Source organism: Roseovarius sp. MMSF_3298, from assembly GCF_030733705.1.
GTDB lineage: Bacteria > Pseudomonadota > Alphaproteobacteria > Rhodobacterales > Rhodobacteraceae > Roseovarius > Roseovarius confluentis.
The window spans coordinates 87,731-113,170 of record NZ_JASHIN010000002.1; the positions used below are offsets into that span (position 1 = coordinate 87,731).

Sequence of the window (25,440 nt, forward strand, 5' to 3'; positions counted from 1 at the left end):
CGCCTGCGATGATCACACCCGAATATTGCCGCATGATGGCGCGGTACAACGCATGGCAGAACCGGCAACTGACCGAGTCGCTGGACGCACAGCCGCTGGAGGTGCTGACCGAGGATCGCGGGGCGTTTTTTGGCTCGATCCTGGGCACGCTGAACCATTTGCTGTGGGGTGACCGAATGTGGATGGCGCGGTTCGATCCCTCGGTGGAGGCGCCGAAGGTCGGCGTGAAGAGGAGCGTGGAGATGCATCCGACGCTGGGGGCGTGGAGTGCGGAGCGGTATCAGGTGGACGGCAAGATCGGGCATTGGGCCAATGCGTTGCGGGCGATGGACCTGACCGGCGACCTGCGGTGGTATTCCGGCACGCTGGGGCGGGACATGGTGACGCCGCGCGCCTTGTGCGTCACGCACATGTTCAACCACCAGACCCATCACCGGGGGCAGGTGCATGCGATGATGACCGCCGCCGGGCTGGAGGCGCCGGTGAGCGACCTGTTCCTGATGCCCGGGGAGGGCTGAGCCGATGCTGGCCTTTGTCCTGGCGCTGGTGGTTATCGTGGCCGTCGCCTTTAGCCTGGGGCGGGGGCGCATGGGTGGACGCCTCGGCGGACCCGGGAATAAGCCCGCCAAACGCGCGTGCAAGTGGAGCGAGACCGGCAACAGCAATGGCCGGTTCGTCGAGTATCGCTGTGCGGCCTGCGGGGTCGCGGCCTATTCCGCCACCGGCGAAGCGCCGGTGATCTGCAAAAGCAACCTGAAGGGATCTGTCTGATGCCGATGATTTCCCTGTCGCGCCGGTTGCGGCGCACGCCTTTTTCCGAGGGGGTCGAGGCCGCCGGGGTGAAAGGTTACACGGTTTACAACCACATGCTGTTGCCGACGGTCTTTCGGTCGGTCGAGGAGGATTACCGTCACCTGAAGGACGCGGTGCAGGTCTGGGACGTGGCCTGCGAGCGGCAGGTGGAGTTGCGCGGCCCGGATGCGGGGCGACTGATGCAGATGCTGACGCCGCGCGACCTGCGGGGGATGACGGCGGGGCAGTGTTATTACGTCCCCATCGTGGACGAGACGGGGGGGATGCTGAATGACCCGGTGTCGGTGAAGTTGGCCGAGGATCGCTGGTGGATCTCGATTGCCGACAGTGACCTGCTTTACTGGGTGAAGGCCACGGCACATGGCTGGCGGCTGGACGTGCTGGTGGACGAGCCGGACGTGTCGCCCTTGGCCGTGCAGGGGCCGAAGGCGGAGGAACTGATGGCGCGGGTCTTTGGCGAGGGCATTCGCGACGTTCGGTTCTTCCGCTTTGGCGTGTTCGACTTCCAGGGACGGGACATGGTGATCGCGCGGTCGGGCTATTCCAAGCAGGGCGGCTTCGAGATCTATGTCGAGGGCGAAGATATCGGCATGCCGCTTTGGAATGCGCTGATGGAGGCGGGTCGCGATCTGGATGTGCATGCGGGCTGTCCCAATCTGATCGAGCGGGTCGAAAGCGGGCTGCTGAGCTATGGCAACGACATGACCGACGACAACACGCCGCATGAATGCGGGCTGGGGCGGTTCTGTAACACGCAGAGCGCCATTGGGTGTATCGGGCGTGACGCGCTGCTCAGGGTGTCGAAGGAAGGGCCGGTGCAGCAGATCTGTGCGATTGCCATCGACGGCCCGAAGGTGCCGCCCTGTGACAGGTGGTGGCCGGTCACGGCGAATGGCAAGCGGGTGGGGCGGGTGAGTTCCGCCGCGTGGAGCCCGGATTTCAACACCAACGTGGCCATCGGCATGGTGCGGATGACCCATTGGGATGCAGGCACCGAGGTGCAGGTGGAGGCGCCGGATCAGGTCCGGCGCGGGGTGGTGCAGGAAGGTTTCTGGAACTGAGCGAGATCTGACGGCGGAGCGAGGGGCCAGCCCCTCGCGCTCCCCGGAGTATTTCGCGAACAGTGAAAGCGGCGCGCGCCGGCCGGACCCAACATGCCTTGCGGGCGTTTTGCCTATGAGGCGGGAGATGTGCTCAAGCCCTGGGAGGCTTGGGTGTTTTTGGAACGATGAAAGCGGGGGAGCCTCGCTAAGCAAGACAGGAGATTGGACATGTTCAACGCATTGGTTGTCGAGAAGGACGAAGAGAGCGGCAAGACCTCGGCGGAGGTCAAGCAGATCGGGATCGACGACCTGCCAGAGGGCGAGGTGACGGTCGCGGTCGAGTATTCGACGGTGAATTACAAGGACGGGCTGTGTATCGGGCCGGGCGGCGGGCTGGTGCGCAAGTATCCGCACGTGCCGGGGATCGATTTTGCCGGGACGGTCGAGGAGAGCTCTGACGGCCGGTACAGCCCCGGTGACAAGGTGGTGCTGACCGGATGGCGCGTGGGCGAGGCGCATTGGGGCGGTTATGCCCAGAAGGCGCGGGTCAAGGCCGACTGGCTGGTGCCGCTGCCCGACGGCCTCGATACGCGGCAGGCGATGGCCGTGGGCACCGCCGGGTTCACCGCGATGCTGGCCGTCATGGCGCTGGAGGACCAGGGGCTGAAGAAAGGCCCCGTGTTGGTGACCGGGGCCGCCGGCGGCGTGGGCAGCGTTGCCACGGCGATCCTGGCTAAGCTGGGGCACGAGGTGGCGGCTGTCACCGGGCGACCGGAGCAGGAGGAGTACCTCAAGAGCCTTGGGGCCAGCCAGATCGTGCCGCGCGAGGAACTGACCGAGGTCACCAAGAAGCCGCTGGAGGCGGAAGCCTGGGGCGGTTGCGTCGACGCGGTGGCGGGTGCCATGCTGGGCCGGGTGCTGAAGCAGATGGAATACGGCAGCTCGGTCGCGGCCATCGGCCTTGCCGGGGGCGCGGCCATCGAAGGCGCGCTGATCACGCCGTTCATCCTGCGCGGTGTTAACCTCTTGGGGATCGACTCGGTCATGCAGCCTTATGACAACCGCCTGCGGGCTTGGGAGCGGATCGCCAGGGACCTGCCGATGGACAAGCTGGACGAGATGGTGCAGCCCGCGACCCTGTCGGACCTGCCGGGGCTGGGCCGCGACATCCTGAAAGGCCAGGTGAAGGGCCGCGTCGTCGTCGATGTCAACGCGTGACGACCTGACCATCCGGCTGGTGCGCGACGGCGATGCCGACGCGCTCTGGCCGATCCTGCGCGAGGTCGTGCGCGCGGGCGACACCTATGCCATCGAGCCGGACCTGTCGCAGGGCCGGCTGATGGATTACTGGTGCGAGGCCCCGCGCGCGACCTACGTGGCGGAGGCCGGGGGGCGGATCCTGGGCACGTACTACATCAAGACCAACCAGCCCGGCGGCGGCAGCCACGTGTGCAACTGCGGCTACATCACGGCCCCGGCGGCGCGGGGGCGGGGCGTGGCGCGGGCGATGTGCGAGCATTCGCAGGGTGTGGCGCGGGAGCTGGGTTACGAGGCGATGCAGTTCAATTTCGTCGTGACCAGCAACGAGGGCGCCATCGCGCTGTGGACGAAGCTGGGCTTCGAGACGGTGGGGCGGTTGCCGAAGGCGTTCCGGCATCCCAAGCAGGGGCTGGTGGATGCGCTGGTGATGTTCAAGTGGCTGGGGAGCTGAGGTGGCTTGCTCTCCGCGCGATCGGTGGAGAGGCGGCGGTTGACGATGAAGTGCTACTTGATTGAAGCAAATTACGGCACGCCGGATTTCCTGGACTACGTGTTCGCGCGTGCACCGGACTATGGTGAGCGGATCCACTATGACGATTATGAAGACGAGTGGGTCCCTGGCCGCGATATGAAGTACGAGCACGGCGGGCCATTGTCGTATGGGGCCACGGTCAAGGGTGGTAGGTTTACCGACAAGACCCGTGCCGAGTTCCAGAAGATCTGGTGCGTGAGCAGGCCCAAGGCAGAGCGAAGGTTTGACGTTATAAAGCCATTCGATGCAATCCTCGATTCCATCCCCTTGTTTTCAGAGCGTCTCAAGGACGCGATCGAGGCGGTCGATCCTGCTTTGTTCGAATTCGTGCGCATGGAGCGCACTTGGGATGATGTCCACAAGACGCCGATCGCGGGCGGACCGTTTTATCTGGCCAATCTTCTGGCCCGCCGGGACTGCTGGGATCAGGACCGCACGCGGATCGTGCCTCAGAAGCGTGGCGACGGCAGCTATTTCAATACGATTTCGGGGTCCGGGCGCGCTGTGCTGCGGTCTCGTGTGAAAGATGCGCTGATCTGGCGTGATACCCTGACCAAAACCGTCGTCTGCACCGATGCGTTCAAGGGGATGGTTGAAGCCGTTGGCTGCAAGGGCTGGTGGTTTCGGGAAATCGCCGTGACGGACGACAGGTAGGGCTGTTCCAAGGAGTCCAAGCCCGGTAGTTGGTGCGCGACGGGGGGGACGCAGGCGGGTTGCACCTGGAAGCGCGTGGGTTTTCACCCACCCTACGGCACGGATGGCGTTTCATTTCGGGAAATCATGGGACCGCCGGACCGGGATCCGGGAAATCATGGACCTATAGGCGGATTCGTGCGAATCGCGCCATGGAACCGCGCCGGATTCGGAGGTGGATTCGGTGAATCCGTACCCTGTGCTTCCGTATTTGGATCGCATTGGAAGAAAATTTTGGGAAAACGTGGGAAAAATGCGCTCGGGTAAGTTCATACCATATATTGTGTTGAGTTTTGTCAGTTCCGCTAGGTTGTGCGTCAAAATGGCTTTTATCGGCACATGATGTTGTTTGAGCGGGGGTTCAAAATCAATATCCTGTAGCTAAACGCGTCACTTTTTCATTGAGTTCCATAAAGTACCATGTCATACCTTTAACCACGATGAGGACGGACACAGGGGCACACAACGACCCCGAATAAAACAAAGACCAGAGCAGGTTTCATACAGGCACCCGCTTCATCAGAACGAAGAGATCCGGCGCGCGGGCGAGCAGACATCCCCCCAGGTGGCGCGCGCAGCTGGACACCCCGCGAGAGTGGGACGAGGGCGGCGGATTGGGCAGTGGCAGCAGCTCAATCCGCCGTTTCGTGTTTCGGACGGTACTTTTTTGAAACGCGGGGGGACGAGGGACGGGCCGGACAGTGGTTCTGAGCTTCAGAGGCGAGTTCAACCAGAAGGTTGACGGCAAGGGTCGGATGTCGATCCCTGCCGATTTTCGCGCTGTGCTGGCCGATGGCGATCCGCGCTGCCCCGAAGCCCCGTTGCCGCGTGTCGTCGTGCTGCACGGGCCGCATCTGAAAAATTGTCTTCACGCCTACACGATCGATGCCATGGCCGAGATCGAGGAAGGCATCCGCAAGCTGCCGCGCGGGTCGGATGCGCGCAAGCGCGCCAGCCGCATGATCCTTGGGAAATCCTGGGACACGGAAGTGGACAAGGATGGGCGTATCGTGCTGCCCCAGCGCCTGCGCCAGCAGATCGGGCTGGAAGGCGAGGCGGTGATGGTCGCGATGGGCGACTATTTCGAGATCTGGAACGCGGCCACCTATGACGAGGTCGAGGCGGCGGAAACCGCGGCCTTCCTGGAAGAGCAGGACGGCGATTTCGATCCGCTGACCCTGATCGATCCGCCCGGGGAGGACTGAACGATGGGGAGTGCTGCCGCAAACAATCCCCATGTTCCCGTTCTGATAGAGCCGATCCTGCGCGCCGTGGCGCCCGTGGCCGGCACGTGGCTGGATGGAACGCTGGGCGCGGGTGGCTATACCCGCCGCTTGCTGGAAGCCGGGGCCGACAGGGTGATCGGCGTGGACCGCGACCCGCTGGCGATTCAAATGGCGGCGGACTGGGCGGACGACCGGGTGGAACTGGTGCAGGGGACGTTCTCGAAGCTGGATGAGTATGGGCAGGACCTGGATGGCGTGGTGCTGGACCTTGGCGTGTCGTCGATGCAGCTGGACCGGGCCGAGCGGGGGTTTTCCTTCATGAAGGACGGGCCGCTGGACATGCGGATGAGCCAGGACGGGCCGAGTGCCGCGGATATGGTCAATTCCATGGAAGAGGCGGAGCTGGCGGACATCCTGTTTCTTTACGGCGAGGAGCGGGCCAGCCGGCGGATAGCAAAGGCCATCGTGAAGAAGCGCGAGGACGTGCCGATTGTCACGACGCTGCAACTGGCGGAAATCATCGAGGGATGCCTGCCGCGGCCCAAGCCGGGGCAGGTGCATCCGGCGACGCGCAGCTTCCAGGCGATCCGCATCGCGGTGAACGACGAGTATGGCGAGCTGGTCGAGGGGCTGGAGGCCGCCGAGCGCGCGCTGAAGCCGGGCGGGCATCTGGCCGTGGTGACGTTTCATTCCATCGAGGACCGTATGGTCAAACGCTTTTTGGCCGAGAAGACCGGGAACACCGGCGGCGGCAGCCGGCACGCGCCGGTGGTGGAGCGCGACCCGCCGACATTTCGGCAGGACACGCGCAAGGCCATCGGGCCGGATGACGCGGAGCTGGCCGAAAATCCGCGGGCGCGCAGTGCCAAGCTGCGCGTGGCGCAGCGCACGGAGGCCGCGGCGCGGCCGGTGGACAGGGGCAGCATCGGGATGCCGATGCTGAAGACGCATAATCGACGAGGGGACAGGTAATGCGCAGTTTCTTCTACGTTTTGACCGCCGTTATGGTCATCGGTCTGGCCTTCTGGGCCTACCGCGAGAACTATGAAACGCAGGCCGCGCAGTCGCGGTCGGAAGCCGTGCAGCAGAAGATTGCCGACCAGCGGCAACGCTTGCGGGTGCTGAACGCGGAATGGGCCTACCTGAACCGGCCGGACCGCCTGCGCGACCTGGTGGAGATCAATTTCGACCAGCTGGGGCTTTTGCCGTTCCAGCCCTACCAGTTCGGCAAGATCGACCAGGTGTCTTATCCGACCGAGGGCGAATTGCCGATTTCCAATGTCATCGACGTGATGGAACGGGAGCAGCAGCCATGATCCGCACCCCCCTGCGCCCGCTGGCGCGTATCCTCAAGGCCCGGGAAGCGGGCGAGAACCCCGATGCCATCGAGCGCGAGAACATCCGGCTGCGCCATGAAGAGATGCGTGACCGGGCCCGGATGCGGGCCGAAGGGCGGCTGTTGGTCATGGGGGCGTTCTTTGTCTGCGCCTTTGCCGTGATCGGCGGGCGGATGGGCGTGCTGGCCAATTCCGAGCCGGCCGAGCCGCGCACCGGGATCGCCGGTGCCGATATCCTGGCGCAGCGGGCCGATATCGTGGACCGCGAGGGGCGTATCCTGGCGACGAATTTCGAGACCTACAGTCTGTATGCGCAACCCCAGCAGATGGTCGAGCCCGAGCGCGCCGCCGAGGAACTGGCCGCGATTTTCCCCGACCTGAAAATCGAGCGCCTGAAGAAGGATTTCACCGGCAAGCGCAAGTTCCTTTGGGTGAAGAAGAAACTGAGCCCCGAGCAGCGCCAGGCGGTGCATGACATCGGCGAGCCGGGGCTGCTGTTCGGCCCGCGCGAGATGCGGCTTTATCCCAATGGCAAACTGGCGGCACATCTGCTGGGCGGCGCGAGCTTCGGGCGTGAAGGCGTGCACGCCGCCGAGGTGATCGGCGTTGCGGGTGTCGAGAAATATTATGACAAGCGACTGCGCGACCCGAGTATGGGCCACAAGCCGTTGCAACTGTCTATCGACCTGTCGGTGCAGTCCGCGGTCGAGCGGGTATTGCAGGGCGGCATGATGCTGATGAATGCCAAGGGCGCGGCGGCTGTGCTGATGGAAGTGCAGACCGGCGAGGTCGTGGCGCTGGCCAGCTTGCCGGACTTCGACCCCAATGACCGTCCGCGCCCGCCGATCAAGGGCGAAAAGCCGGGCGACAGCCCGCTGTTCAATCGGGCGGTGCAGGGGGTGTACGAGCTGGGCTCGGTCTTCAAGGCGTTCACTATCGCGCAGGCGTTGGACCTTGGGCTGGTGAACCCCGCGACGATGATCGACACCAAGGGGCCGCTGCGGTTCGGCAAGTACCGGATCCGGGATTTCCGCAATTACGGCAGCGAGTTGGACGTGAAGACGGTATTGGTCAAGTCGTCGAACATCGGCACCGCGCGGATCGCGCAGATGATCGGGATCGACCGGCAGCAGGATTTCCTCAAGTCGCTTGGCTTTTTCGAGCCGACGCCGTTCGAGATCGTCGAGGCAGAGAGCGGCAAACCGCTGTTGCCCAGCAAATGGACGGACCTGTCGCTGATGACGATTTCCTACGGGCACGGGCTGTCGTCGAGCCCGCTGCACCTGGCGGCGGGTTATGCCACGATTGCCAATGGCGGCCGGCTGGTGAAGCCGACACTGATCAAGCAGCCCAAGGGCCAGATGGCGCCGCGGGTGATGTCGGAACGGGCCGCGGGACAGACGATGCAGATGCTGCGCAGCGTGGTGACCGAGGGCACGGCGTCTTTCGCCGAGGTCGATGGCTACGCGGTGGGCGGCAAGACCGGCACGGCTGACAAGCCCAAGCCCAGCGGCGGGTATTACGAGGACAAGGTGATCGCCACCTTTGCCAGCGTGTTTCCCGCGCACGATCCGCGCTACGTGCTGGTCGTGACGCTGGACGAGCCGGTGGAGACGACGGGGTCCGAGCCGCGCCGCACGGCGGGCTGGACCGCGGTGCCGGTGGCGGCAGAAATCACACGTCGCGTTGCACCGCTTCTGGGGCTGCGACCCGAGATTGAACCCGCGCCATTAACAGGTATAACGCTGACATCGAATTGACGGGTTGAGACAAAGGCCGACGGCGTGGGGCAGAGCAAATCCTTGGCAGAGCTGGGCTTGACCGCCCAGGGGGGCCGGCGGGCCGAGATCAGCGGGCTGGCGGCGGACAGTCGCGAGGTAAGGGACGGGTTCCTGTTCGCCGCGCTGCCCGGCAGCCGCGTGCATGGCGGCGAGTTCATTTCCTACGCGCTGCGGATGGGGGCGGGGGCGATCCTGACCGATCCGGAGGGCGTTGCGCTGGCGGCCGAGGAGCTGGCGGCAAGCGAGGCGGCGCTTGTGGTGGCCGAGGACCCGCGCCAGACGCTGTCTTTCGCGGCGGCCCTGTGGTTCGGCGCGCAGCCCGAGACGATGGTGGCTGTCACGGGGACCAACGGCAAGACATCGGTGGCGAGTTTCACGCGGCAGATCTGGATGGCGCTGGGGCTGGAGGCAGTCAACCTTGGCACCACGGGGGTCGAAGGCGCGTGGGAGGCCCCGTTGGCGCATACCACGCCCGAGCCGATCACGCTGCACCGAGTGTTGGCCGAGGCCGAGGCGCAGGGCATCACCCATGCCGCTATGGAAGCGTCGAGCCACGGGCTGGCGCAGCGGCGGCTGGACGGCGTGCGGCTGGTGGCGGCGGGGTTCACGAACCTCAGCCAGGATCACCTAGATTACCACGCCGACTTTGACGACTACTTCAACGCCAAGGCCGGGCTGTTCGAGCGGGTGCTGCCCGAGGACGGCGTGGCCGTAATCAATGTGGATGATCCGCGCGGGCCGGGCATGGCTGACGTGGCTTACGGCCGGGGGCAGGATGTGCTGGCCGTGGGCCGGGCCGAAGGGGCGGACCTGCGGATCCTGAACCGGGTGTTTTCGCCCACGGGGCAGACCTTGCGGTTTTCGTGGCGGGGGCAGGTGCACCAGGTGGAATTGAACCTGATCGGCGGCTTTCAGACCGACAACGTGATGCTGGCCGCGGGGCTGGCCATCGGCGCAGGGGCGGACCCGGACCGGGTGTTCGCGACGCTGCCGGTGATGCGCACGGTGCGGGGCCGGATGCAGCTGGCGGCGACGCGCTCCAGCGGGGCGGCGGTGTTCGTGGATTACGCGCATACGCCCGAGGCGGTGTCGACCGCGCTTTACGCGCTGCGCCCGCATGTGCTGGGCCGGATGGTGGCTATCGTGGGCGCGGGCGGCGACCGGGACCGGGGCAAGCGCCCCCTGATGGGCCGGGCGGCGGCGGAAAATGCCGACGCGGTGATCGTGACCGACGACAACCCGCGCAGCGAGGCGCCGGGCGACATTCGCGCCGCCGTGATGGAAGGCGTACGCCAGGCGGGGGGCGAGGACCGGGCCATAGAAGTGGGCGACCGGGCCGAGGCGATTCTGCGCGGCGTCGACATGCTGGGGCCGGGCGATGCGCTGCTCATTTGCGGCAAGGGGCACGAGACCGGGCAGGTCGTGGGCGACGATATCTTTCCCTTCGACGATTGCGAACAGGCCAGCGTGGCGGTCTCGGCCCTGGACGGGGGCGTGGCGTGAGCGACTTGTGGACAGCGCAGGAGGCCGCGGCGGCCACGGGCGGGCGCAGCACCTGCGACTGGACCGCGACGGGCGTGTCGATCGACACCCGGACACTGGCGCCGGGCGATCTGTTCGTGGCGCTTAAGGATGTGCGCGACGGGCATGACTTCGTGGCGCAGGCGCTGGAAAAGGGCGCGGCGGCGGCGCTGGTCGACCGTGTGCCTGAGGGCGTGGCCTTAAACGCGCCGCTCTTGATCGTGGACGAGGTTTTGCCGGCGTTGGAGGATCTGGGCCGAGCGGGTCGGGCGCGCACCGACGCGAAGGTCGTGGCGATCACCGGGTCCGTGGGCAAGACCTCGACCAAGGAGATGATGCGCGCGGCCCTCAAGGGGCAGGGGCGGACCCATGCCGCGGAGGCCAGTTACAATAATCACTGGGGCGTGCCGCTGACGCTGGCGCGGATGCCGCGCGACACCGAGTTCGCGGTGATCGAGATCGGGATGAACCACCCAGGCGAAATCTCTCCGCTGGCCGTGATGGCGCGCCCGCATGTTGCGCTGATCACCACCATTGCGGCGGCGCATCTGGAGGCGTTCGAGAATATCGAGGGGATCGCCAGGGAAAAAGCCGCGATCTTCGACGGGTTGGAGCCGGGCGGTACAGCGGTGATCAATGCCGATGTGGGCACGGCGGATATCCTGTTTCAGGCCGCGAAGGCCAAGGCGGGCACGATCGTGCGGTTCGGCACCGCGGAGGCGGCCGAGTTGCGGCTGACTGACGTGACAGTTCATGACGCCGCCACGGTGGGCAAGGCAGAGGCCGTGGGCGAAGACATCCTGTTCAAGGTCGGCACGCCGGGACGGCATTTCGCGCTGAACGCGCTGGCGGTGATCGCGGCGGCCGAGGCGATGGGGGCGGACCGCGACGTGGCGGTCTGCGACCTTGGGCTGTGGCGACCCTTCGAGGGGCGCGGCACGCGCGAGACGCTGGTTCTGGACGCGGTCGAGGAGGCGATGTCGATCGAGCTGATCGACGACGCGTTCAACGCAAACCCCACCTCGATGGCCGCGGCGCTGGAAGTTTTGGCGGCTGCCCGTGTGAAAGATGACATCGGCCGGGTGGCTGCGGGGCGCAGGATCGCCATTCTGGGCGACATGCTGGAACTGGGCCCGGACGAGGCGCGGATGCACCGCGAGATTGCCGACCTGCCGTTCGTCAGGGATGTGCAGGTCATCCATTGTGTCGGCCCGCGCATGAAAACGCTTTACGAGGCGTTGCCGGAGGCGCAAAGGGGCCGCTGGACGGAAACCGCCGCGGAGCTTGCGGCAGAGGTGCACCGGCTGGTGGATGCGGGCGACGTGATCCTGGTGAAAGGCTCGAAGGGCAGCCGCGTCAGCGAAGTTGTCACCGCGCTGCGCCGTCTGGCGCAGGCCGTCGCGGAAAAAGAGGACGTTTGAATGCTCTACTGGTTAACCGAATTGTCGGATGGCGGCGATGTCTTCAACCTCTTTCGCTACATCACTTTCCGGTCGGGCGGGGCGTTCCTGACGGCGCTGGTATTCGGTTTCATCTTCGGGCGACCGCTGATCAACGTGCTGCGCAAGACCCAGGGCAAGGGCCAGCCCATTCGCAATGACGGGCCAGAGGGGCACCTGGCGAAGTCGGGCACGCCCACCATGGGGGGCTTGCTGATCGTGGGGGCGCTGCTGACCTCGACCCTGTTCTGGGCACGGTTGGACAACCCGTTCGTGTGGCTGGTGCTGTTCGTGACCATGTCCTTCGGCCTGATCGGGTTCTGGGACGATTACGCCAAGGTCAGCAAGCAGAACCACAAGGGCGTGCCGGGCAAGGTGCGGCTGGGGCTGGGTTTTCTGATCGCAGGCATCGCAGCCTATTGGGCCAGCATGTATCACCCAAGCGAGTTGCAGTATCAACTGGCACTGCCGGTGTTCAAGGACACGCTGATCAACATGGGGCTGTTCTTCATCCCCTTCGCGATGTTCGTGATCGTCGGCGCGGCCAACGCGGTGAACCTGACCGATGGCCTCGATGGGCTGGCGATCATGCCGGTGATGATCGCGGCCGTGACGCTGGGGATCATCGCCTATGCGGTGGGGCGCGTGGACTTCACCGAGTACCTGGACGTGCATTACGTGCCGGGAACGGGCGAGATCCTGGTTTTCGTGGCGGGGCTGGCCGGGGGGGGGCTCGGGTTCCTGTGGTATAATGCGCCACCGGCCGCCGTCTTCATGGGCGACACCGGGTCGCTGGCCCTGGGCGGGGCGCTGGGGGCCATCGCGGTGGCGGCCAAGCACGAGATCGTGCTGGGCATCGTCGGCGGCATCTTCGTGGTCGAGGCGCTGTCGGTCATCATCCAGGTGTTGTATTTCAAGCGGACGGGCAAGCGGGTGTTCCTGATGGCGCCGATCCACCATCACTACGAGAAGAAGGGCTGGGCCGAGCCGCAGATCGTGATCCGGTTCTGGATCATCGCGATCATCCTCGCGATGATCGGTCTGGCGACGCTGAAGGTGCGGTGATGGCGAAGGTCCGTGGCACTACTGCGATGATCGCCGGGATGGCGCCGGTGTGCGACCCCGAGACATGGCATTTCTGCACGACGGACGACCGGGAGTTGGCGGCACGGGCGCGGCCCCATGCGCTGGCGGTGTTTGGCGAGGAGGAGGGCACCTCGCTGATCCTGCCGGACGAGGCGGCGCGGGACCTGGGCTTTGCGGTGGAAATGCCGATGAGCCGGATAACGCTGTCGGTGCATTCGGCATTGGATGGCGTTGGGCTGACGGCGGCTGTGGCGACTGCGCTGGCCGCGGCGCATATCCCCTGCAACGTGGTGGCGGCCTATCACCACGATCATGTCTTTGTGCCCGAGGAATTGGCCGAGGACGCGGTGGCGATCCTGCGGGATGTGGCGCGGGGCGCCGAGTGATCGCGGAATTCTGGCCAAGGGGCGCGGGATCGGGTAGCGAAAGGCAGACACCAATCAGGAGGCGTGCGGCGTGATTCCGGTTCGGGGAGTGGAAGGGCAATGCGTGGCGGTGCTGGGCCTCGGGCGGTCGGGCCTGTCGGCGGCACGGGCGCTGAAGGCGGGCGGCGCGGGCGTGTTGTGCTGGGACGACAATCCGGCGGCGCGGGAAGGCGCCGCCGAGGAAGGGTTCGACATCCGGCAGTTCCGGTCGGCCGCGGATTTTGCCGATGTGGGCAGCCTGATTGTCAGCCCGGGCATTCCGCATCTCTACCCTGAGCCGAACAAGGTGGTGGCCGCAGCCCAGGAGGCGGGCGTGCCGGTGGACAACGATATCGGCCTGTTCTTCCAGTCGCTCGCGACCAAGGAGTGGGACAGCTTCGACACGCCGCCGCGGGTGATCGCGGTGACCGGGTCGAACGGGAAATCGACGACCTCGGCCTTGATCCACCACATTTTGCAGGAGGCGGGGCGCGAGGTGCAGCTGGCCGGGAATATCGGGCGCGGCGTGCTGGATATCGACCCGCCGGGGGATGGTGGCGTGGTGGTGCTGGAACTGTCGAGCTACCAGACCGAGCTTGCCCGGGCGCTGACGCCGGACGTGGCGGTGTTTACCAACCTCAGCCCCGATCACCTGGACCGGCATGGCGGGCTGGGCGGCTATTTCGCGGCCAAGCGGCGGCTGTTTGCCGAAGGCGGGCCGGATCGCGCCGTGATTGGCGTGGACGAACCGGAGGGGCTGTTCCTGGCCGGGCAACTGGCGGAAGGGCCGGGCGATGACCGGGTGATCCGGGTTTCGGTGGACCGCAAACTGACCGGGCCGGGATGGCAGGTCTTTGCCCGCAAGGGGTTTCTGTCGGAATACCGCAAGGCGCGGCAGGTGGCGTCGATCGACCTGCGCCGGATCAAGGGCCTGCCGGGGGCGCATAACCACCAGAATGCCTGTTGCGCCTTTGCCGCGTGCCGGACGCTGGGGCTGAGCCCCAAGGTGATCGAGGCCGCGATGCAGAGCTTTGCGGGCCTGCCGCATCGCAGCCAGCTGGTGGCCGAGAAGAACGGTGTGAGTTTCGTCAACGACAGCAAGGCGACCAACGTGGATGCGGCGCTGATGGCGCTTTTGGCGTTTGACCGGATCCGCTGGATCTGCGGCGGGCTGGAGAAAGAGGGCGGGTTGGCCGGATTGAAGGACGGTCTGCCCAATGTCGCGAAGGCTTATGTCATCGGGCGCGAGGCGGCGGGGTTCGCGCTGCAACTCGGTGATGTCGAGGCGGAGGTCTGCACGACGATGAGCCATGCGGTGATGCGGGCGATGGAGGATGCGCAGCCCGGTGAGATCGTGTTGCTGGCCCCGGCGGCGGCGAGTTTCGATCAATATGACAGCTTTGAGCGGCGGGGCGAGGATTTCATCGCCGAGGTCAAGGCGCGGCTTTGACAGGACGCCCCGAGAGGGAGGTCCCCCGGGTCAAGCCCGGGGCAGGCAGGGCCGCCCGGGACGGGGTGGTTCTGGTGTGAGCGTCGCGCCGGCGAGGGGCCAGCCCCTCGCGCTCCCCGGGATATTTTTGGCCAGAAGAAGAGCGCGTCAGGTGGCGGCGGCGATGGCGGTGCCGGCGGCCCAGCCCGAGGACCAGGCCCATTGAAAGTTGTAGCCGCCGAGCCAGCCGGTGACGTCGACGGCCTCGCCGATCATGTAGAGGCCCGGAACGTCGCGGCTTTGCATGGTTTTCGATGAAATGCGGTCGGTGGCGACGCCGCCAAGGGTGACTTCGGCGGTGCGATAGCCTTCGGAGCCGGTGGGCTTGAGCTGCCATTGGCGCAGGGCGTCGGTGATTTCAGTAAGACGCGCGTCGGACTGGTCCGCGAGATTGCCGTTGAGGGCGAGCGCGGGGGCGAGGTGGTCGATCAGGCGGGTGGGCAGGTGACGGGCAAGCTCGGTGGTGAGAGCGCGGCGGCCCTCGGTCTTGCGCTGGGTGCGCAGGGTGTCATAGAGCGTCGCGTCGGGGTCGAGGTCGACGATGATGGCATCGCCTTCGTGCCAGTAGGAGGAGGCTTGCAGGACCGCGGGCCCTGAGAGGCCGCGATGGGTGAAGAGGACGGCCTCGGTGAAGGCGGTGTCGCCTGCTGTGACGCGGGCAGGCGCCGCGACGCCGGAGATGGGGGCGAAGCGCTGGTCGGATAAGGTGAGCGGGACGAGGGCGGGGCGCGTGTCGGTCACGGCGTGGCCGAATTGGCGTGCGATATCGTAGGCGAGGCCGGTGGCGCCCATGGCGGGGATCGACTTGCCGCCCGTGGCCAGCACGAGGTTGCGCGCGGTGACGCTGTGGCGCGTGCCCTCGCGGTCGAGGGTGACGGTGAAGCGGGCGCCGTCATGGGAGATTTCGCCCACGGCGGTTTGCAGCCAGAGATCGGCGCCCGCCGCGGTCATCTCGTCCCGCAGCATCTGGATGATCTGGGGGGATTTGCCGTCGCAGAAAAGCTGGCCCAGCGTCTTTTCGTGCCAGGTGATGCCGTGGCGGGCGACGAGGTCGATGAAATCCCACTGGGTGTAGCGGCTGAGTGCGGATTTGTGGAAATGCGGGTTTGCCCCGAGGAAATTGCCTGGCGCGGTGTGCAGGTTGGTGAAATTGCAGCGCCCGCCGCCGGAGATGCGGATCTTTTCGCCCGGCGCCTTGGCGTGGTCGACGACCAGCGTGTCGGGGCCGGCATGGGCCGCGCACATCATGCCGGCGGCGCCGGCGCCGAGGATGAGGGTTTTGACGTTCATTTTGTTCCCGTGCCCCAGCGGGGGGCGGGCGTCAAGGTGGCGGTGCTGGGTACGGTTCCTGTCATTGGAACGCCGCGCGCTCGGGGGGTGTTGACGTCTCGCAACCCAAGACAAACGGAGGAGTCACATGAACATCCAGACACGACACGATATGCTGACTGCTCAGGACGAGTATCCGACCCGTGTGCCGGGCGAGGAACGACTGAGCCAGCGCAAGGACCCTGTCCTGTGGTCGGACTGGTCCGAAGACGCGCCGATCGGCAAGGACGAGGCGGAGCATTATGCCGGGAACGGTTACCTGGTGCGCCGCGACATGTTCGACGCGGATGAGCTGAAGGTGCTGACCGAGACCGCGGACATGCTGCGCGAGGGCGGCGGGGACATTCCCGACGACGACCTGATCCGCGAACCCGACAGCGAAGCGGTGCGCACCGTCTTTCGTCTCGACGAGCATTCCAAGGCATTCCGCCGTCTGGCCTGCGATCGCCGCCTGGCTGGCGTGGCCGAGTTCCTTCTGGGCGACGCGGTGTACTTGCACCAGTCGCGGCTGAACTACAAACCGGGGTTCGCCGGGAAGGAGTTCTACTGGCATTCGGATTTCGAGACCTGGCACGCGGAGGACGGGATGCCGCGGATGCGCGCGGTGTCGGCCTCGGTTTTGCTGACGCCGAACGGGCCGCATAATGGCCCGCTGCTGCTGGTGCCGGGCTCGCAGGACGTGTTCATCAGCTGCGTGGGCGAGACGCCCGAGGATAATCATGCCACCTCGCTGAAGGAGCAGAAGGTGGGCGTGCCGCAGCCCGGCACGATCGACCGGATGGCGCAGGAGGCGGGCGGCATTGCCTCGGCGCAGGGGGACACCGGCACGGTGATCTTCTTTGACTGCAACACGCTGCACGGCTCGAACGGGAACATCACGCCCGATCCGCGGGCCAACGCGTTCTTCGTCTATAACGCGATGTCGAACGCGCTGACCCGGCCCTATGCGGCCCGCGGTCCCCGGCCCGATTTCCTGGCCAACCGCGAGACGCCCGAAGCGATCCGCACGGTTTCGGGCAAACTGACCGGCTAAAGACGGCCCGGTGGGGTGCAGAACGCTTCCCACCGGGCAAAACTGCTGCTATACTGGACAGAACGCCCCCGGTCTAAAGAGGGGCAAGAGGCAGTGTTCGGCGGATTCAAATGACAGAAATGGTGTATGGTGCGGCCCCCGTGCAGGGTGGCGAACCGATCCTCCCCAAATGGTGGCGGACCCTCGACAAGTGGTCGATCTCCTGCGTGCTGATCCTGTTCGGGATCGGGCTTTTGCTGGCGCTGGCGGCGTCGGTGCCGCTGGCCGAGAAAAACGGGTTCGAGCAGTTTCATTACGTCAAGCGGCAGGCGGCGTTCGGCTTCATGGCGCTGGCGGTGATGCTGCTGACGTCGATGATGAGCCCGCTTCTGGTGCGGCGCCTGGCGGTGCTGGGCTTTGTCTTGGCGTTCGCGGCGATGGCGATGCTGCCGTTTTTCGGCACGGATTTCGGCAAGGGCGCGGTGCGTTGGTACAGCCTTGGGTTCGCCAGCCTGCAGCCATCGGAATTTCTGAAGCCCGGTTTCGTGGTGGTGGCCGCGTGGATGATGGCGGCCAGCAAGGAGATCAACGGCCCGCCGGGGATACGGCTGAGCTTTGTGCTGGCGGTGCTTATCGTGCTGATGCTGGCGATGCAGCCGGATTTCGGGCAGGCCTGCCTGGTGCTGTTCGGCTGGGGCGTGATGTATTTCGTGGCCGGGGCGCCGATCCTGTTGCTGGTGCTGATCGCGGGCGTCGTGGTGTGCGCGGGCTCGCTGGCCTATTCCAACTCGGAACACTTCGCGCGGCGGATCGACGGGTTCCTGAGCCCGGACGTGGACCCCAACACGCAGCTTGGCTTTGCCACCAACGCGATCCGCGAGGGCGGGTTCTTTGGCGTGGGCGTGGGCGAGGGGTCAGTCAAGTGGTCGCTGCCCGACGCGCATACGGATTTCATCATTGCCGTGGCGGCCGAGGAGTATGGCCTGATCCTGGTGCTGGCGATCATCGCGCTTTACGGCAGCATCGTCGTGCGGTCGTTGAGCCGCCTGATGCGGGAGCGTGATCCGTTCATCCGGCTGGCCGGGGCGGGCCTTGTGGCGATGTTCGGCGTGCAGGCGATGATCAACATGGGCGTGGCGGTGCGGCTGTTGCCGGCAAAAGGCATGACGCTGCCCTTTGTCAGCTACGGCGGGTCGTCGCTGATCGCCACCGGCATCGCGGTGGGGATGCTGTTCGCCTTTACCCGCAGCCGGCCGCAGGGCGAGATCAACGACATCCTGAGAGGCCGTCCGAGATGAGCGAACGGCAACCCCTTCTGGTCATTGCCGCGGGCGGCACGGGCGGGCACATGTTTCCCGCGCAAAGCCTGGCCGAGGCGATGCTGCGGCGGGGGTGGCGTGTGAAGCTGTCGACCGATCCGCGTGGCGCGCGCTATACCGGCGGGTTCCCGCATTCGGTTCAGATCGAGCAGGTGGCGAGTGCGACCTTTGCCCGGGGCGGCATATTCAACAAGCTGGTGGCGCCGTTTCACATTCTTGGCGGGGTGCTGGGCGCGACGCTGCGCATGATGCGCGACACGCCGGACGTGGTGGTGGGATTCGGCGGGTATCCGACGATCCCGGCGCTGAGTGCGGCGATCCTTCTGCGGCGGCCGCGGATGATCCATGAACAGAACGGCGTTCTGGGGCGGGTGAACAAGCTGTTGGCCAAGCGCGTCGACAAGGTGCTGTGCGGCACGTGGCCGACGGCCTTGCCCGAGGGCGTGGAGGGCACCCATGTAGGCAACCCGGTGCGGCTGGCCGTGCATGAACGCGCGGGCGCGGGATACATTCCGCCGGGGGATTACCCGATGTCGATCCTGGTGATCGGCGGCAGCCAGGGCGCGCGCATCCTGAGCGACGTGGTGCCGCCCGCGATAGCGAACCTGCCGATGGAGGTGCTGCGCAACATCCGCGTCAGCCACCAGGCGCGCGACGAGGATGGCGAGCGGGTGGCGAAGCTTTATGCCGAGAACGGGATCGACGCCGATGTGCAGCCATTTTTCCGCGACGTGCCCGCGCGGATGTCCGAGGCGCAACTGGTGATAAGCCGGGCGGGGGCGAGCAGCGTGGCCGATATCTCGGTCATCGGGCGGCCCGCGATCCTGATCCCCTTTGCCGCCGCCACGGAAGACCACCAGACAGCGAACGCCAAAGGCCTGTCCAAGGCCGGCGGCGCGATCGTGATCCCGGAATCTCGGCTTGAGGTCGACGCGCTTTCGGAGCAGATAGCCTCGGTGCTGACGAATCCCCAAGGGGCGAGCCAGATGGCACAGGCGGCGTTGAGCGTTGGCATGCCCGACGCGGCGCAGGCGCTGGCGGATATAACAGAAGAACTGGCACGGAGCAGACAGTCATGAGGGACCTTTCATTCGAAGGAGCCAAACCGATGAACGCGGCATTGAAACTTCCCGGCGACGTGGGGCCCATTCATTTCGTGGGTATCGGGGGTATCGGCATGTCGGGCATCGCCGAGGTGCTCTTGAACCATGGCTATACCGTGCAAGGCTCGGACCTGAAGACATCCAAGATCACCGACCGGCTGGAGAAGGCCGGCGCGACAATCTTCGAAGGGCAGGAGGCGGCGAACCTCGACGCGGCGCAGGTCGTGGTGATCTCGTCCGCGATCAAGCCGGGCAATGCCGAGCTGGACGAGGCGCGGCGGCGCGGGTTGCCGGTGGTGCGCCGGGCCGAGATGCTGGCCGAGTTGATGCGGCTGAAATCGAACGTCGCGGTGGCCGGGACGCATGGCAAGACGACCACGACGACGATGGTCGCGGCGCTGCTGGATCATGGGAAATACGACCCCACGGTGATCAATGGCGGGATCATCCACGCTTACGGCAGCAATGCGCGCGTGGGGCAAGGCGAATGGATGGTCGTGGAGGCCGACGAGAGCGACGGCACCTTCAACCGGCTGCCGGCCACGATTGCCATCGTGACCAATATCGACCCCGAGCACATGGAGCATTGGGGCACCGAAGAGGCGCTGCACCAGGGGTTCCTGGATTTCGTCTCGAACATTCCGTTTTATGGCCTGGCGATCTGTTGCACCGATGACCCGGATGTACAAACGCTGGTGGGCAAGATCAGCGACCGGCGTGTGATCACCTTCGGGTTCAACGCGCAGGCCGACGTGCGGGCGATGAACCTGACCTACGAGGCCGGCGTGGCGCATTTCGACATCGCGTTGCAGGCCGAGGGCACGGTGATCGAAGGCTGCAGCCTGCCGATGCCGGGGGACCATAACGTGTCGAACGCTTTGAGTGCCGTGGCGGTGGCGCGCAGCCTGGGGATGAAAACCGACGAGATCCGCGAGGCGCTGGCGTCCTTCGGCGGCGTGAATCGCCGCTTTACCCGCGTGGGCGAGGTGGACGGCGTGACCATCATCGACGATTACGGACATCACCCGGTAGAGATTGCCGCGGTGCTGAAAGCCGCGCGGCAGGCCACCAAGGGCCGGATCATCGCGGTGCATCAGCCGCACCGGTATAGCCGCTTGCATTCGCTGTTCGACGATTTCTGCGCGTGCTTCAACGATGCGGACGTGGTGGCCATTGCCGAGGTATACGGCGCCGGCGAAGACCCGATCGAGGGCGCCAGCCGCGACGATCTCGTGGCGGGGCTGATTGCCCATGGCCATCGACACGCGCGGGCAATCCTGGGCGAGGATGACCTGGTGCGGTTGGTGCGCGAGCAGGCGAAACCGGGCGACATGGTGGTCTGTCTTGGCGCCGGTACGATCAGCACCTGGGCGAACGGGTTGCCGGAGAAGCTGAAAGGGTAGCGGGCTGGTGACCGGAATTTTTCGAAAATTCCGGAATAGAAAATATGCATTTTCTATTCCGTTTTCTGCGCAGAAAACGGTCGTGACTCCAGGCGGGAGGCATTGAGATGGCAGAGGCCCTGAAACGCCGGATCGGGTTGGGTCTGCTGACCGCCTATGGCGTGGGCGTCATGGTGGGGGCGGGCATCTACGTGCTTGTCGGCGCCGTCGCCGCCGATGCTGGGGTTTGGGCGCCGCTGGCGTTTCTGGTCGCCGGGATCGTGGCCGCGCCGACCGCTTTGTCCTATGCAGAGTTCTCGACCCGCCTGCCGGAAGCGGCGGGGGAGGCGGTTTTCGTCGAAAAGGGGCTGGGCGTGGGCGCGCTCGGAATCGTGGTCGGGCTGGCAATCGTGGCCGCCGGGATCGTTTCCGCCGGGGCGGTGTTGCGCGGTGGCACAGGTTACCTCACGTCGATCACCGGATTGCCGTTCGGGGCGACGGTGGCGGTGATGGGTCTGACGCTGGTCGCGGTGGCGGTCATCGGCGTTCTGGAAAGCCTCGCGCTGGCGGCGGTGTTCACGGCGGTCGAGCTTTTCGGGTTGGGGCTGGTGATCTTCGCGGGCGCCACGGCAGAGCCCGTCGTGAGCTTTTCCGCCGCGCCGCCGGTCGTCTGGTCGGGCGTGGCGGCGGGGGCTGTGCTGGCCTTTTTCGCCTTTATCGGGTTCGAGGACATCGTGAACATGGCCGAGGAAGTGCGCGATCCGCACCGGACCCTGCCGCGGGCGATCCTGTTGTCGCTGCTGATCACCAGCCTGCTTTACGCGCTGGTATCCTTTGCCGCCGTGCGGGCCGTGCCGCTGGAACGGTTGGCTGTGTCGGAGCAACCGCTGGCGCTGGTCTGGCAGGAGGCACGGGGCGGAAGTGCCGCGTTCCTGTCGGTGATCGCGGTGGCGGCGGCCCTCAACGGTGTGCTGGCGCAGATCGTGATGGCGGCTCGGGTCCTTTTCGGGATGGGCAAGCGGCACGGGGCGCTGGCGATGTTCCACCGCGCGCATCCGCGGCTGGGCACGCCGGTTCTGGCGACGTTGCTGGTGGGCGCAGGTGTGATCGCGGGGGCGCTGGCCCTGCCGGTCGCCGATCTGGCCGAAGTGACCTCGGCCATCCTGCTGTCGGTGTTCGTGCTCGTCAACGCGGCGCTGATCGCGATGAAGTTCAAGAGCCCCGAGGCGCCGTTCCGGGTGCCGATGGCCGTGCCGGTCTTCGGGCTGGTCGCGGCGCTGGCCGCCTTTGGCGTGACGATTGGAGGTGTCGTGTGACCGTAGTCTTGCTGGCCTGTCTGTGGGTGGTTGCGGGATCGCTCGTGGCGTTTCTGCCGATGCGCCATCAATACGCGCCGGGGATCGCGCTTTTGGTGCTTGCCCCGGTGTTGATCTGGATGGTCGGGCAGGAGTATGGCGTCGTACCCGCCGCGCTGGCGGTGCTGGCGTTTGTGTCGATGTTTCGCAATCCGCTGCGCTATTTCGCGCGGCGCCTCGGAGGTGAAAGACCGGAGATACCGAAATGAGCCTGTCCCTTGTTCTTGCCTGTATCTGGGCCGTGGCGGCCAATCTTCTGGCGATGATCCCGAGCCGGGACAATCACTGGCGGCGGGCCTATCTGTTGGTCGCCGTGGGTATCCCGATCCTGGGCTATGTCACCTGGCAGAACGGGCCCTGGGTCGGTCTGTTCGTGCTGGCGGCGGGCATGAGCCTGTTGCGCTGGCCGGTGATCTATCTTGGCCGCTGGGCCCGGCGGGCTGTCGGCGGGGACGTGGCCCGCGATGGGGATTGAGTATTTTCGGCAAGAAAAAGCGCGGTTGGTCTTTTATCCCGGAACAGGGTGAGGCAATAGCTGGCGCATGAGCGATTTTCCCGAGGTACGTGGCCGGTTGAGCGAGAAGCGGATGCTGGCCGATCTGACCTGGCTGCGTGTGGGCGGGCCGGCGGACTGGTTGTTTCAGCCGGCCGATCTTGACGATCTGGCGGCGTTCCTGCGCGATCTGTCGCCAGGCGTGACGGTCTTTCCCATGGGGGTTGGCAGCAACCTGATCGTGCGGGACGGTGGCTTGCGCGCCGTGGTGATCCGGCTGGGACGCGGGTTCAATTCCATCGAGGTCGAGGGCACGCGCGTGACCGCCGGGGCGGCGGCGCTGGATGCGCACGTGGCCCGCCGGGCCGGCGAGGCGGGGGTCGACCTGACCTTTCTGCGGACCATTCCCGGCGCCATTGGCGGGGCCGTGCGCATGAATGCAGGGTGTTACGGCAGTTACGTGGCCGATCATTTCGTCGAGGCGCAGGCGGTCAGCCGCGCGGGCGAGGTGGTGACGCTGAGCGCCGATGATCTGAAGTTCCAATATAGACAGACCGATCTGCCCGAGGGCTGGGTCATCACGCGGGCGACGTTCGATGGCGTTGCGGGCGATCCTGAGGACCTGGCCATGCGAATGGAAGCGCAGCTGAAGAAGCGCGACGAGACGCAGCCGACCAAGGATCGCACGGCCGGAAGCACGTTTCGCAATCCGGCCGGGTTCAGCAGCACCGGGCGGGCCGACGACACCCATGACCTGAAGGCGTGGAAGGTGATCGACAACGCCGGGATGCGCGGCGCCACGCGGGGCGGGGCGCAGATGAGCGAGAAGCATTCCAACTTCCTGATCAATACCGGGGGCGCCACGGCGGCGGACCTGGAAGGTTTGGGCGAGGAAGTGCGAAAAAAGGTTTTCCAAGACAGCGGAATAGAGTTACATTGGGAAATCATGAGGGTCGGCGAAACGGCCCCTTCCGCGGATTGAGGCGGACACAATAAAACAAGGGTCGATAACGACCCGGGACATTGAGGCAGTAAGGTGGTTTCTTCGAGCGGAAACGCCCCGACTGTTGCGGTGATAATGGGTGGCCCCTCGGCCGAACGCGAGGTGTCCCTCTCGTCAGGACAGGAATGCGCCGCAGCACTCCGGGAGGCAGGCTATGAGGTGGTCGAGGTCGATGCCGGCCGCGACCTTGCCGTGGTTCTGGCGGATCTCGAACCCGACGTGGTGTTCAACGCCCTGCATGGCCGCTGGGGCGAGGATGGCTGCGTGCAGGGTTTGCTGGAATGGATGCAGATCCCCTATACGCATTCGGGCGTTCTGTCCTCGGCGCTGGCGCTGGACAAGCAGCGCACCAAGGCGGTGTACCGGGCCGCGGGCCTGCCGGTGGTCAACAGCATCATCGTGGACAAGGACGAGGTGGCCAAGGCGCATGTGATGCCGCCGCCCTACGTGGTGAAGCCAAATAACGAAGGCTCGTCCGTGGGCGTCTACATCGTGCACGAAGCCGCGAACGCGCCGCCGCAGCTGTCCGAGGACATGCCGCGATCGGTCATGGTGGAGGCGTTCGCGCCCGGGCGGGAACTGACGACCTCGGTGATCGGCGACCGGGCGCTGGGGGTGACGGATATCATCACCGATGGCTGGTACGATTATCATGCGAAATATGCCGCCGGTGGGTCGCGCCACGTGATCCCGGCGGACATTCCGCAGGAAATTGCCGAGGCCTGCGAGGATTACGCGCTGCGGGCGCATGAGGTGCTGGGCTGTCGCGGTTTGAGCCGCACGGATTTCCGCTGGGACGAGGCGAAAGGGCTGGACGGCCTGATCCTGCTGGAGACCAACACCCAGCCCGGAATGACCCCCACATCGCTGAGCCCCGAGCAGGCGCAGGCGGCGGGCATGAGTTTTCCGCAATTGTGCGACTGGCTGGTGAAGGACGCGTCATGCAACAGGTGAAACGACTGGAGCCCAAGGCCGATCCCGCGCCGTCGCGTTGGTCCTATCGCTATCAGCGGCTGATGCTGACGCCGCTGTTTCGTAAGCTTCTGCGGGTGGGGGTGCCGTTCTGCCTGGCCTTCGGTCTGGGCACTGCGTATTTTTCGGACCCCGAGCGGCAGGAGGCAATCGCGCTGGCGGTGGCCGATATCCGCGAGCAGATCGAGACGCGGCCCGAATTCATGGTGAACCTGCTGGCCGTGGAAGGCGCCAGCGGCACGGTCGAGGAGGATATTCGCGAGATTTTCCCGCATGACCTGCCGGCCAGTTCCTTTGACATCGACCTTGACGCGGTGCGCGTGTCGATCACCGGGCTTCCGGCTGTGGCCAACGCATCTGTCCGCGTGCGGCAGGGCGGTGTGCTGGTGGCGCAGGTGGAAGAGCGCCAGCCGGTGGCGATCTGGCGGTCGCGCGATGGACTGGGCGTGGTGGACGTCGAAGGCGTGGTGATCGGCGATATCGCGCAGCGGGCGGACCGCGCCGACCTGCCGGTGATCGCCGGCACGGGCGCGAGCGAGGCGGTGCCCGAGGCGCTGGAGATCCTGAAGGCGGCGGCGCCGCTGCGGTCGCGGCTGCGCGGGCTGGTGCGCATGGGCGAGCGGCGCTGGGACGTGGTGCTGGATCGTGACCAGCGCATCCTCTTGCCGGAAACCGATCCGGTGCGCGCGTTGGAGCGCGTGATCGTTCTGGCCGAAGTGCAGGACATGCTGGAGCGGGATGTTGCGGCGGTGGACATGCGCCTTGCGTCCCGGCCGACCATAAGAATGAACGAAAACGCGGTGTCCGAGTGGTGGCGCGTGACAAACATGACCGTAGGGGCGGAATAA

The 25,440-nt window shown here is 65.9% G+C and carries 26 protein-coding genes; 25 read left to right on the forward strand and 1 reads right to left on the reverse strand.

Features of this window, described 5'->3' with window-relative positions; genetic code table 11:
• The first annotated feature begins 8 nt into the window (after positions 1 to 8).
• The 15 genes from RBB18_RS02460 (at position 9) to murD (ending at position 14,585) form a co-directional block, all read left to right on the forward strand.
• Positions 9 to 518, forward strand: coding sequence for a DinB family protein (locus RBB18_RS02460; protein WP_306111700.1), 510 nt, complete (start codon positions 9 to 11; stop codon positions 516 to 518).
• A 4-nt stretch (positions 519 to 522) separates the two neighbouring features.
• On the forward strand, positions 523 to 771 hold the full coding sequence (locus RBB18_RS02465) for a hypothetical protein (protein ID WP_103761584.1): 249 nt from the start codon (positions 523 to 525) through the stop codon (positions 769 to 771).
• Positions 771 to 1,874: a dimethylsulfoniopropionate demethylase gene (locus RBB18_RS02470; RefSeq protein WP_103761583.1), complete on the forward strand. Its 1,104-nt coding sequence runs from the start codon at positions 771 to 773 to the stop codon at positions 1,872 to 1,874. The genes RBB18_RS02465 and RBB18_RS02470 overlap by 1 nt, the downstream gene beginning before the upstream one ends.
• Before the next feature lie 210 nt (positions 1,875 to 2,084).
• A complete protein-coding gene (gene acuI, locus RBB18_RS02475; RefSeq protein WP_306111701.1) occupies positions 2,085 to 3,074 on the forward strand; it encodes an acryloyl-CoA reductase in 990 nt (329 codons plus the stop codon).
• Positions 3,061 to 3,567: a GNAT family N-acetyltransferase gene (locus RBB18_RS02480; protein ID WP_306111702.1), complete on the forward strand. Its 507-nt coding sequence runs from the start codon at positions 3,061 to 3,063 to the stop codon at positions 3,565 to 3,567. The genes acuI and RBB18_RS02480 overlap by 14 nt, the downstream gene beginning before the upstream one ends.
• 45 nt (positions 3,568 to 3,612) lie before the next feature.
• The gene (locus tag RBB18_RS02485; RefSeq protein WP_306111703.1) at positions 3,613 to 4,302 is read left to right on the forward strand and encodes an imm11 family protein; all 690 of its coding nucleotides are present in this window, start codon (positions 3,613 to 3,615) and stop codon (positions 4,300 to 4,302) included.
• A 740-nt stretch (positions 4,303 to 5,042) separates the two neighbouring features.
• Positions 5,043 to 5,546 (forward strand): division/cell wall cluster transcriptional repressor MraZ, encoded by a 504-nt coding sequence (locus tag RBB18_RS02490; protein ID WP_103761579.1) that lies wholly within the window; start codon positions 5,043 to 5,045, stop codon positions 5,544 to 5,546.
• A 3-nt stretch (positions 5,547 to 5,549) separates the two neighbouring features.
• The gene (gene rsmH, locus RBB18_RS02495; RefSeq protein ID WP_306111704.1) at positions 5,550 to 6,539 is read left to right on the forward strand and encodes a 16S rRNA (cytosine(1402)-N(4))-methyltransferase RsmH; all 990 of its coding nucleotides are present in this window, start codon (positions 5,550 to 5,552) and stop codon (positions 6,537 to 6,539) included.
• A complete protein-coding gene (locus RBB18_RS02500) occupies positions 6,539 to 6,883 on the forward strand; it encodes a cell division protein FtsL (protein WP_103761577.1) in 345 nt (114 codons plus the stop codon). The genes rsmH and RBB18_RS02500 overlap by 1 nt, the downstream gene beginning before the upstream one ends.
• Positions 6,880 to 8,664, forward strand: a complete 1,785-nt coding sequence (locus RBB18_RS02505) for a penicillin-binding protein 2 (protein WP_306111705.1) — start codon at positions 6,880 to 6,882, stop codon at positions 8,662 to 8,664. Before RBB18_RS02500 ends, RBB18_RS02505 begins: the two co-directional genes overlap by 4 nt.
• A gap of 24 nt (positions 8,665 to 8,688) precedes the next feature.
• On the forward strand, positions 8,689 to 10,188 hold the full coding sequence (locus RBB18_RS02510; protein WP_306111706.1) for a UDP-N-acetylmuramoyl-L-alanyl-D-glutamate--2,6-diaminopimelate ligase: 1,500 nt from the start codon (positions 8,689 to 8,691) through the stop codon (positions 10,186 to 10,188).
• Positions 10,185 to 11,627 carry a UDP-N-acetylmuramoyl-tripeptide--D-alanyl-D-alanine ligase gene (gene murF / locus RBB18_RS02515; protein ID WP_306111707.1) on the forward strand — a complete coding sequence of 481 codons (1,443 nt, stop codon included), beginning with the start codon at positions 10,185 to 10,187 and terminating at the stop codon, positions 11,625 to 11,627. The genes RBB18_RS02510 and murF overlap by 4 nt, the downstream gene beginning before the upstream one ends.
• On the forward strand, positions 11,628 to 12,710 hold the full coding sequence (gene mraY, locus RBB18_RS02520) for a phospho-N-acetylmuramoyl-pentapeptide-transferase (RefSeq protein ID WP_306111708.1): 1,083 nt from the start codon (positions 11,628 to 11,630) through the stop codon (positions 12,708 to 12,710).
• Positions 12,710 to 13,117: an ACT domain-containing protein gene (locus RBB18_RS02525; RefSeq protein ID WP_306111709.1), complete on the forward strand. Its 408-nt coding sequence runs from the start codon at positions 12,710 to 12,712 to the stop codon at positions 13,115 to 13,117. Before mraY ends, RBB18_RS02525 begins: the two co-directional genes overlap by 1 nt.
• Positions 13,118 to 13,187: 70 nt before the next feature.
• Positions 13,188 to 14,585: a UDP-N-acetylmuramoyl-L-alanine--D-glutamate ligase gene (gene murD, locus RBB18_RS02530; protein ID WP_306111710.1), complete on the forward strand. Its 1,398-nt coding sequence runs from the start codon at positions 13,188 to 13,190 to the stop codon at positions 14,583 to 14,585.
• 147 nt (positions 14,586 to 14,732) lie between these two features.
• Here murD and RBB18_RS02535 read toward each other — a convergent pair whose 3' ends face one another.
• Complete coding sequence (locus tag RBB18_RS02535; protein WP_306111711.1) at positions 14,733 to 15,914, reverse strand: NAD(P)/FAD-dependent oxidoreductase; 1,182 nt, start codon at positions 15,912 to 15,914, stop codon at positions 14,733 to 14,735.
• A gap of 127 nt (positions 15,915 to 16,041) precedes the next feature.
• Between RBB18_RS02535 and RBB18_RS02540 the strand changes: the two genes are divergently transcribed.
• From RBB18_RS02540 to RBB18_RS02585, 10 genes are all read left to right on the forward strand, one after another.
• On the forward strand, positions 16,042 to 16,986 hold the full coding sequence (locus RBB18_RS02540) for a phytanoyl-CoA dioxygenase family protein (protein WP_306111712.1): 945 nt from the start codon (positions 16,042 to 16,044) through the stop codon (positions 16,984 to 16,986).
• Between the two features lie 110 nt (positions 16,987 to 17,096).
• Positions 17,097 to 18,263, forward strand: coding sequence for a putative lipid II flippase FtsW (ftsW, locus tag RBB18_RS02545; RefSeq protein WP_103761568.1), 1,167 nt, complete (start codon positions 17,097 to 17,099; stop codon positions 18,261 to 18,263).
• Positions 18,260 to 19,363, forward strand: coding sequence for a UDP-N-acetylglucosamine--N-acetylmuramyl-(pentapeptide) pyrophosphoryl-undecaprenol N-acetylglucosamine transferase (locus tag RBB18_RS02550; protein ID WP_103761567.1), 1,104 nt, complete (start codon positions 18,260 to 18,262; stop codon positions 19,361 to 19,363). Before ftsW ends, RBB18_RS02550 begins: the two co-directional genes overlap by 4 nt.
• 29 nt (positions 19,364 to 19,392) lie before the next feature.
• Positions 19,393 to 20,790: a UDP-N-acetylmuramate--L-alanine ligase gene (murC, locus tag RBB18_RS02555; protein WP_306111737.1), complete on the forward strand. Its 1,398-nt coding sequence runs from the start codon at positions 19,393 to 19,395 to the stop codon at positions 20,788 to 20,790.
• 107 nt (positions 20,791 to 20,897) lie between these two features.
• Positions 20,898 to 22,085 (forward strand): APC family permease, encoded by a 1,188-nt coding sequence (locus RBB18_RS02560; protein WP_306111713.1) that lies wholly within the window; start codon positions 20,898 to 20,900, stop codon positions 22,083 to 22,085.
• Positions 22,082 to 22,333 carry a DUF2484 family protein gene (locus RBB18_RS02565; protein WP_103761564.1) on the forward strand — a complete coding sequence of 84 codons (252 nt, stop codon included), beginning with the start codon at positions 22,082 to 22,084 and terminating at the stop codon, positions 22,331 to 22,333. The genes RBB18_RS02560 and RBB18_RS02565 overlap by 4 nt, the downstream gene beginning before the upstream one ends.
• Positions 22,330 to 22,599 (forward strand): DUF2484 family protein, encoded by a 270-nt coding sequence (locus RBB18_RS02570; protein ID WP_306111714.1) that lies wholly within the window; start codon positions 22,330 to 22,332, stop codon positions 22,597 to 22,599. Before RBB18_RS02565 ends, RBB18_RS02570 begins: the two co-directional genes overlap by 4 nt.
• Before the next feature lie 67 nt (positions 22,600 to 22,666).
• Complete coding sequence (gene murB, locus RBB18_RS02575) at positions 22,667 to 23,599, forward strand: UDP-N-acetylmuramate dehydrogenase (RefSeq protein WP_306111715.1); 933 nt, start codon at positions 22,667 to 22,669, stop codon at positions 23,597 to 23,599.
• 96 nt (positions 23,600 to 23,695) lie between these two features.
• Positions 23,696 to 24,574, forward strand: coding sequence for a D-alanine--D-alanine ligase (locus RBB18_RS02580; protein ID WP_274592086.1), 879 nt, complete (start codon positions 23,696 to 23,698; stop codon positions 24,572 to 24,574).
• Positions 24,562 to 25,440, forward strand: a complete 879-nt coding sequence (locus RBB18_RS02585) for a cell division protein FtsQ/DivIB (RefSeq protein WP_103761560.1) — start codon at positions 24,562 to 24,564, stop codon at positions 25,438 to 25,440. Before RBB18_RS02580 ends, RBB18_RS02585 begins: the two co-directional genes overlap by 13 nt.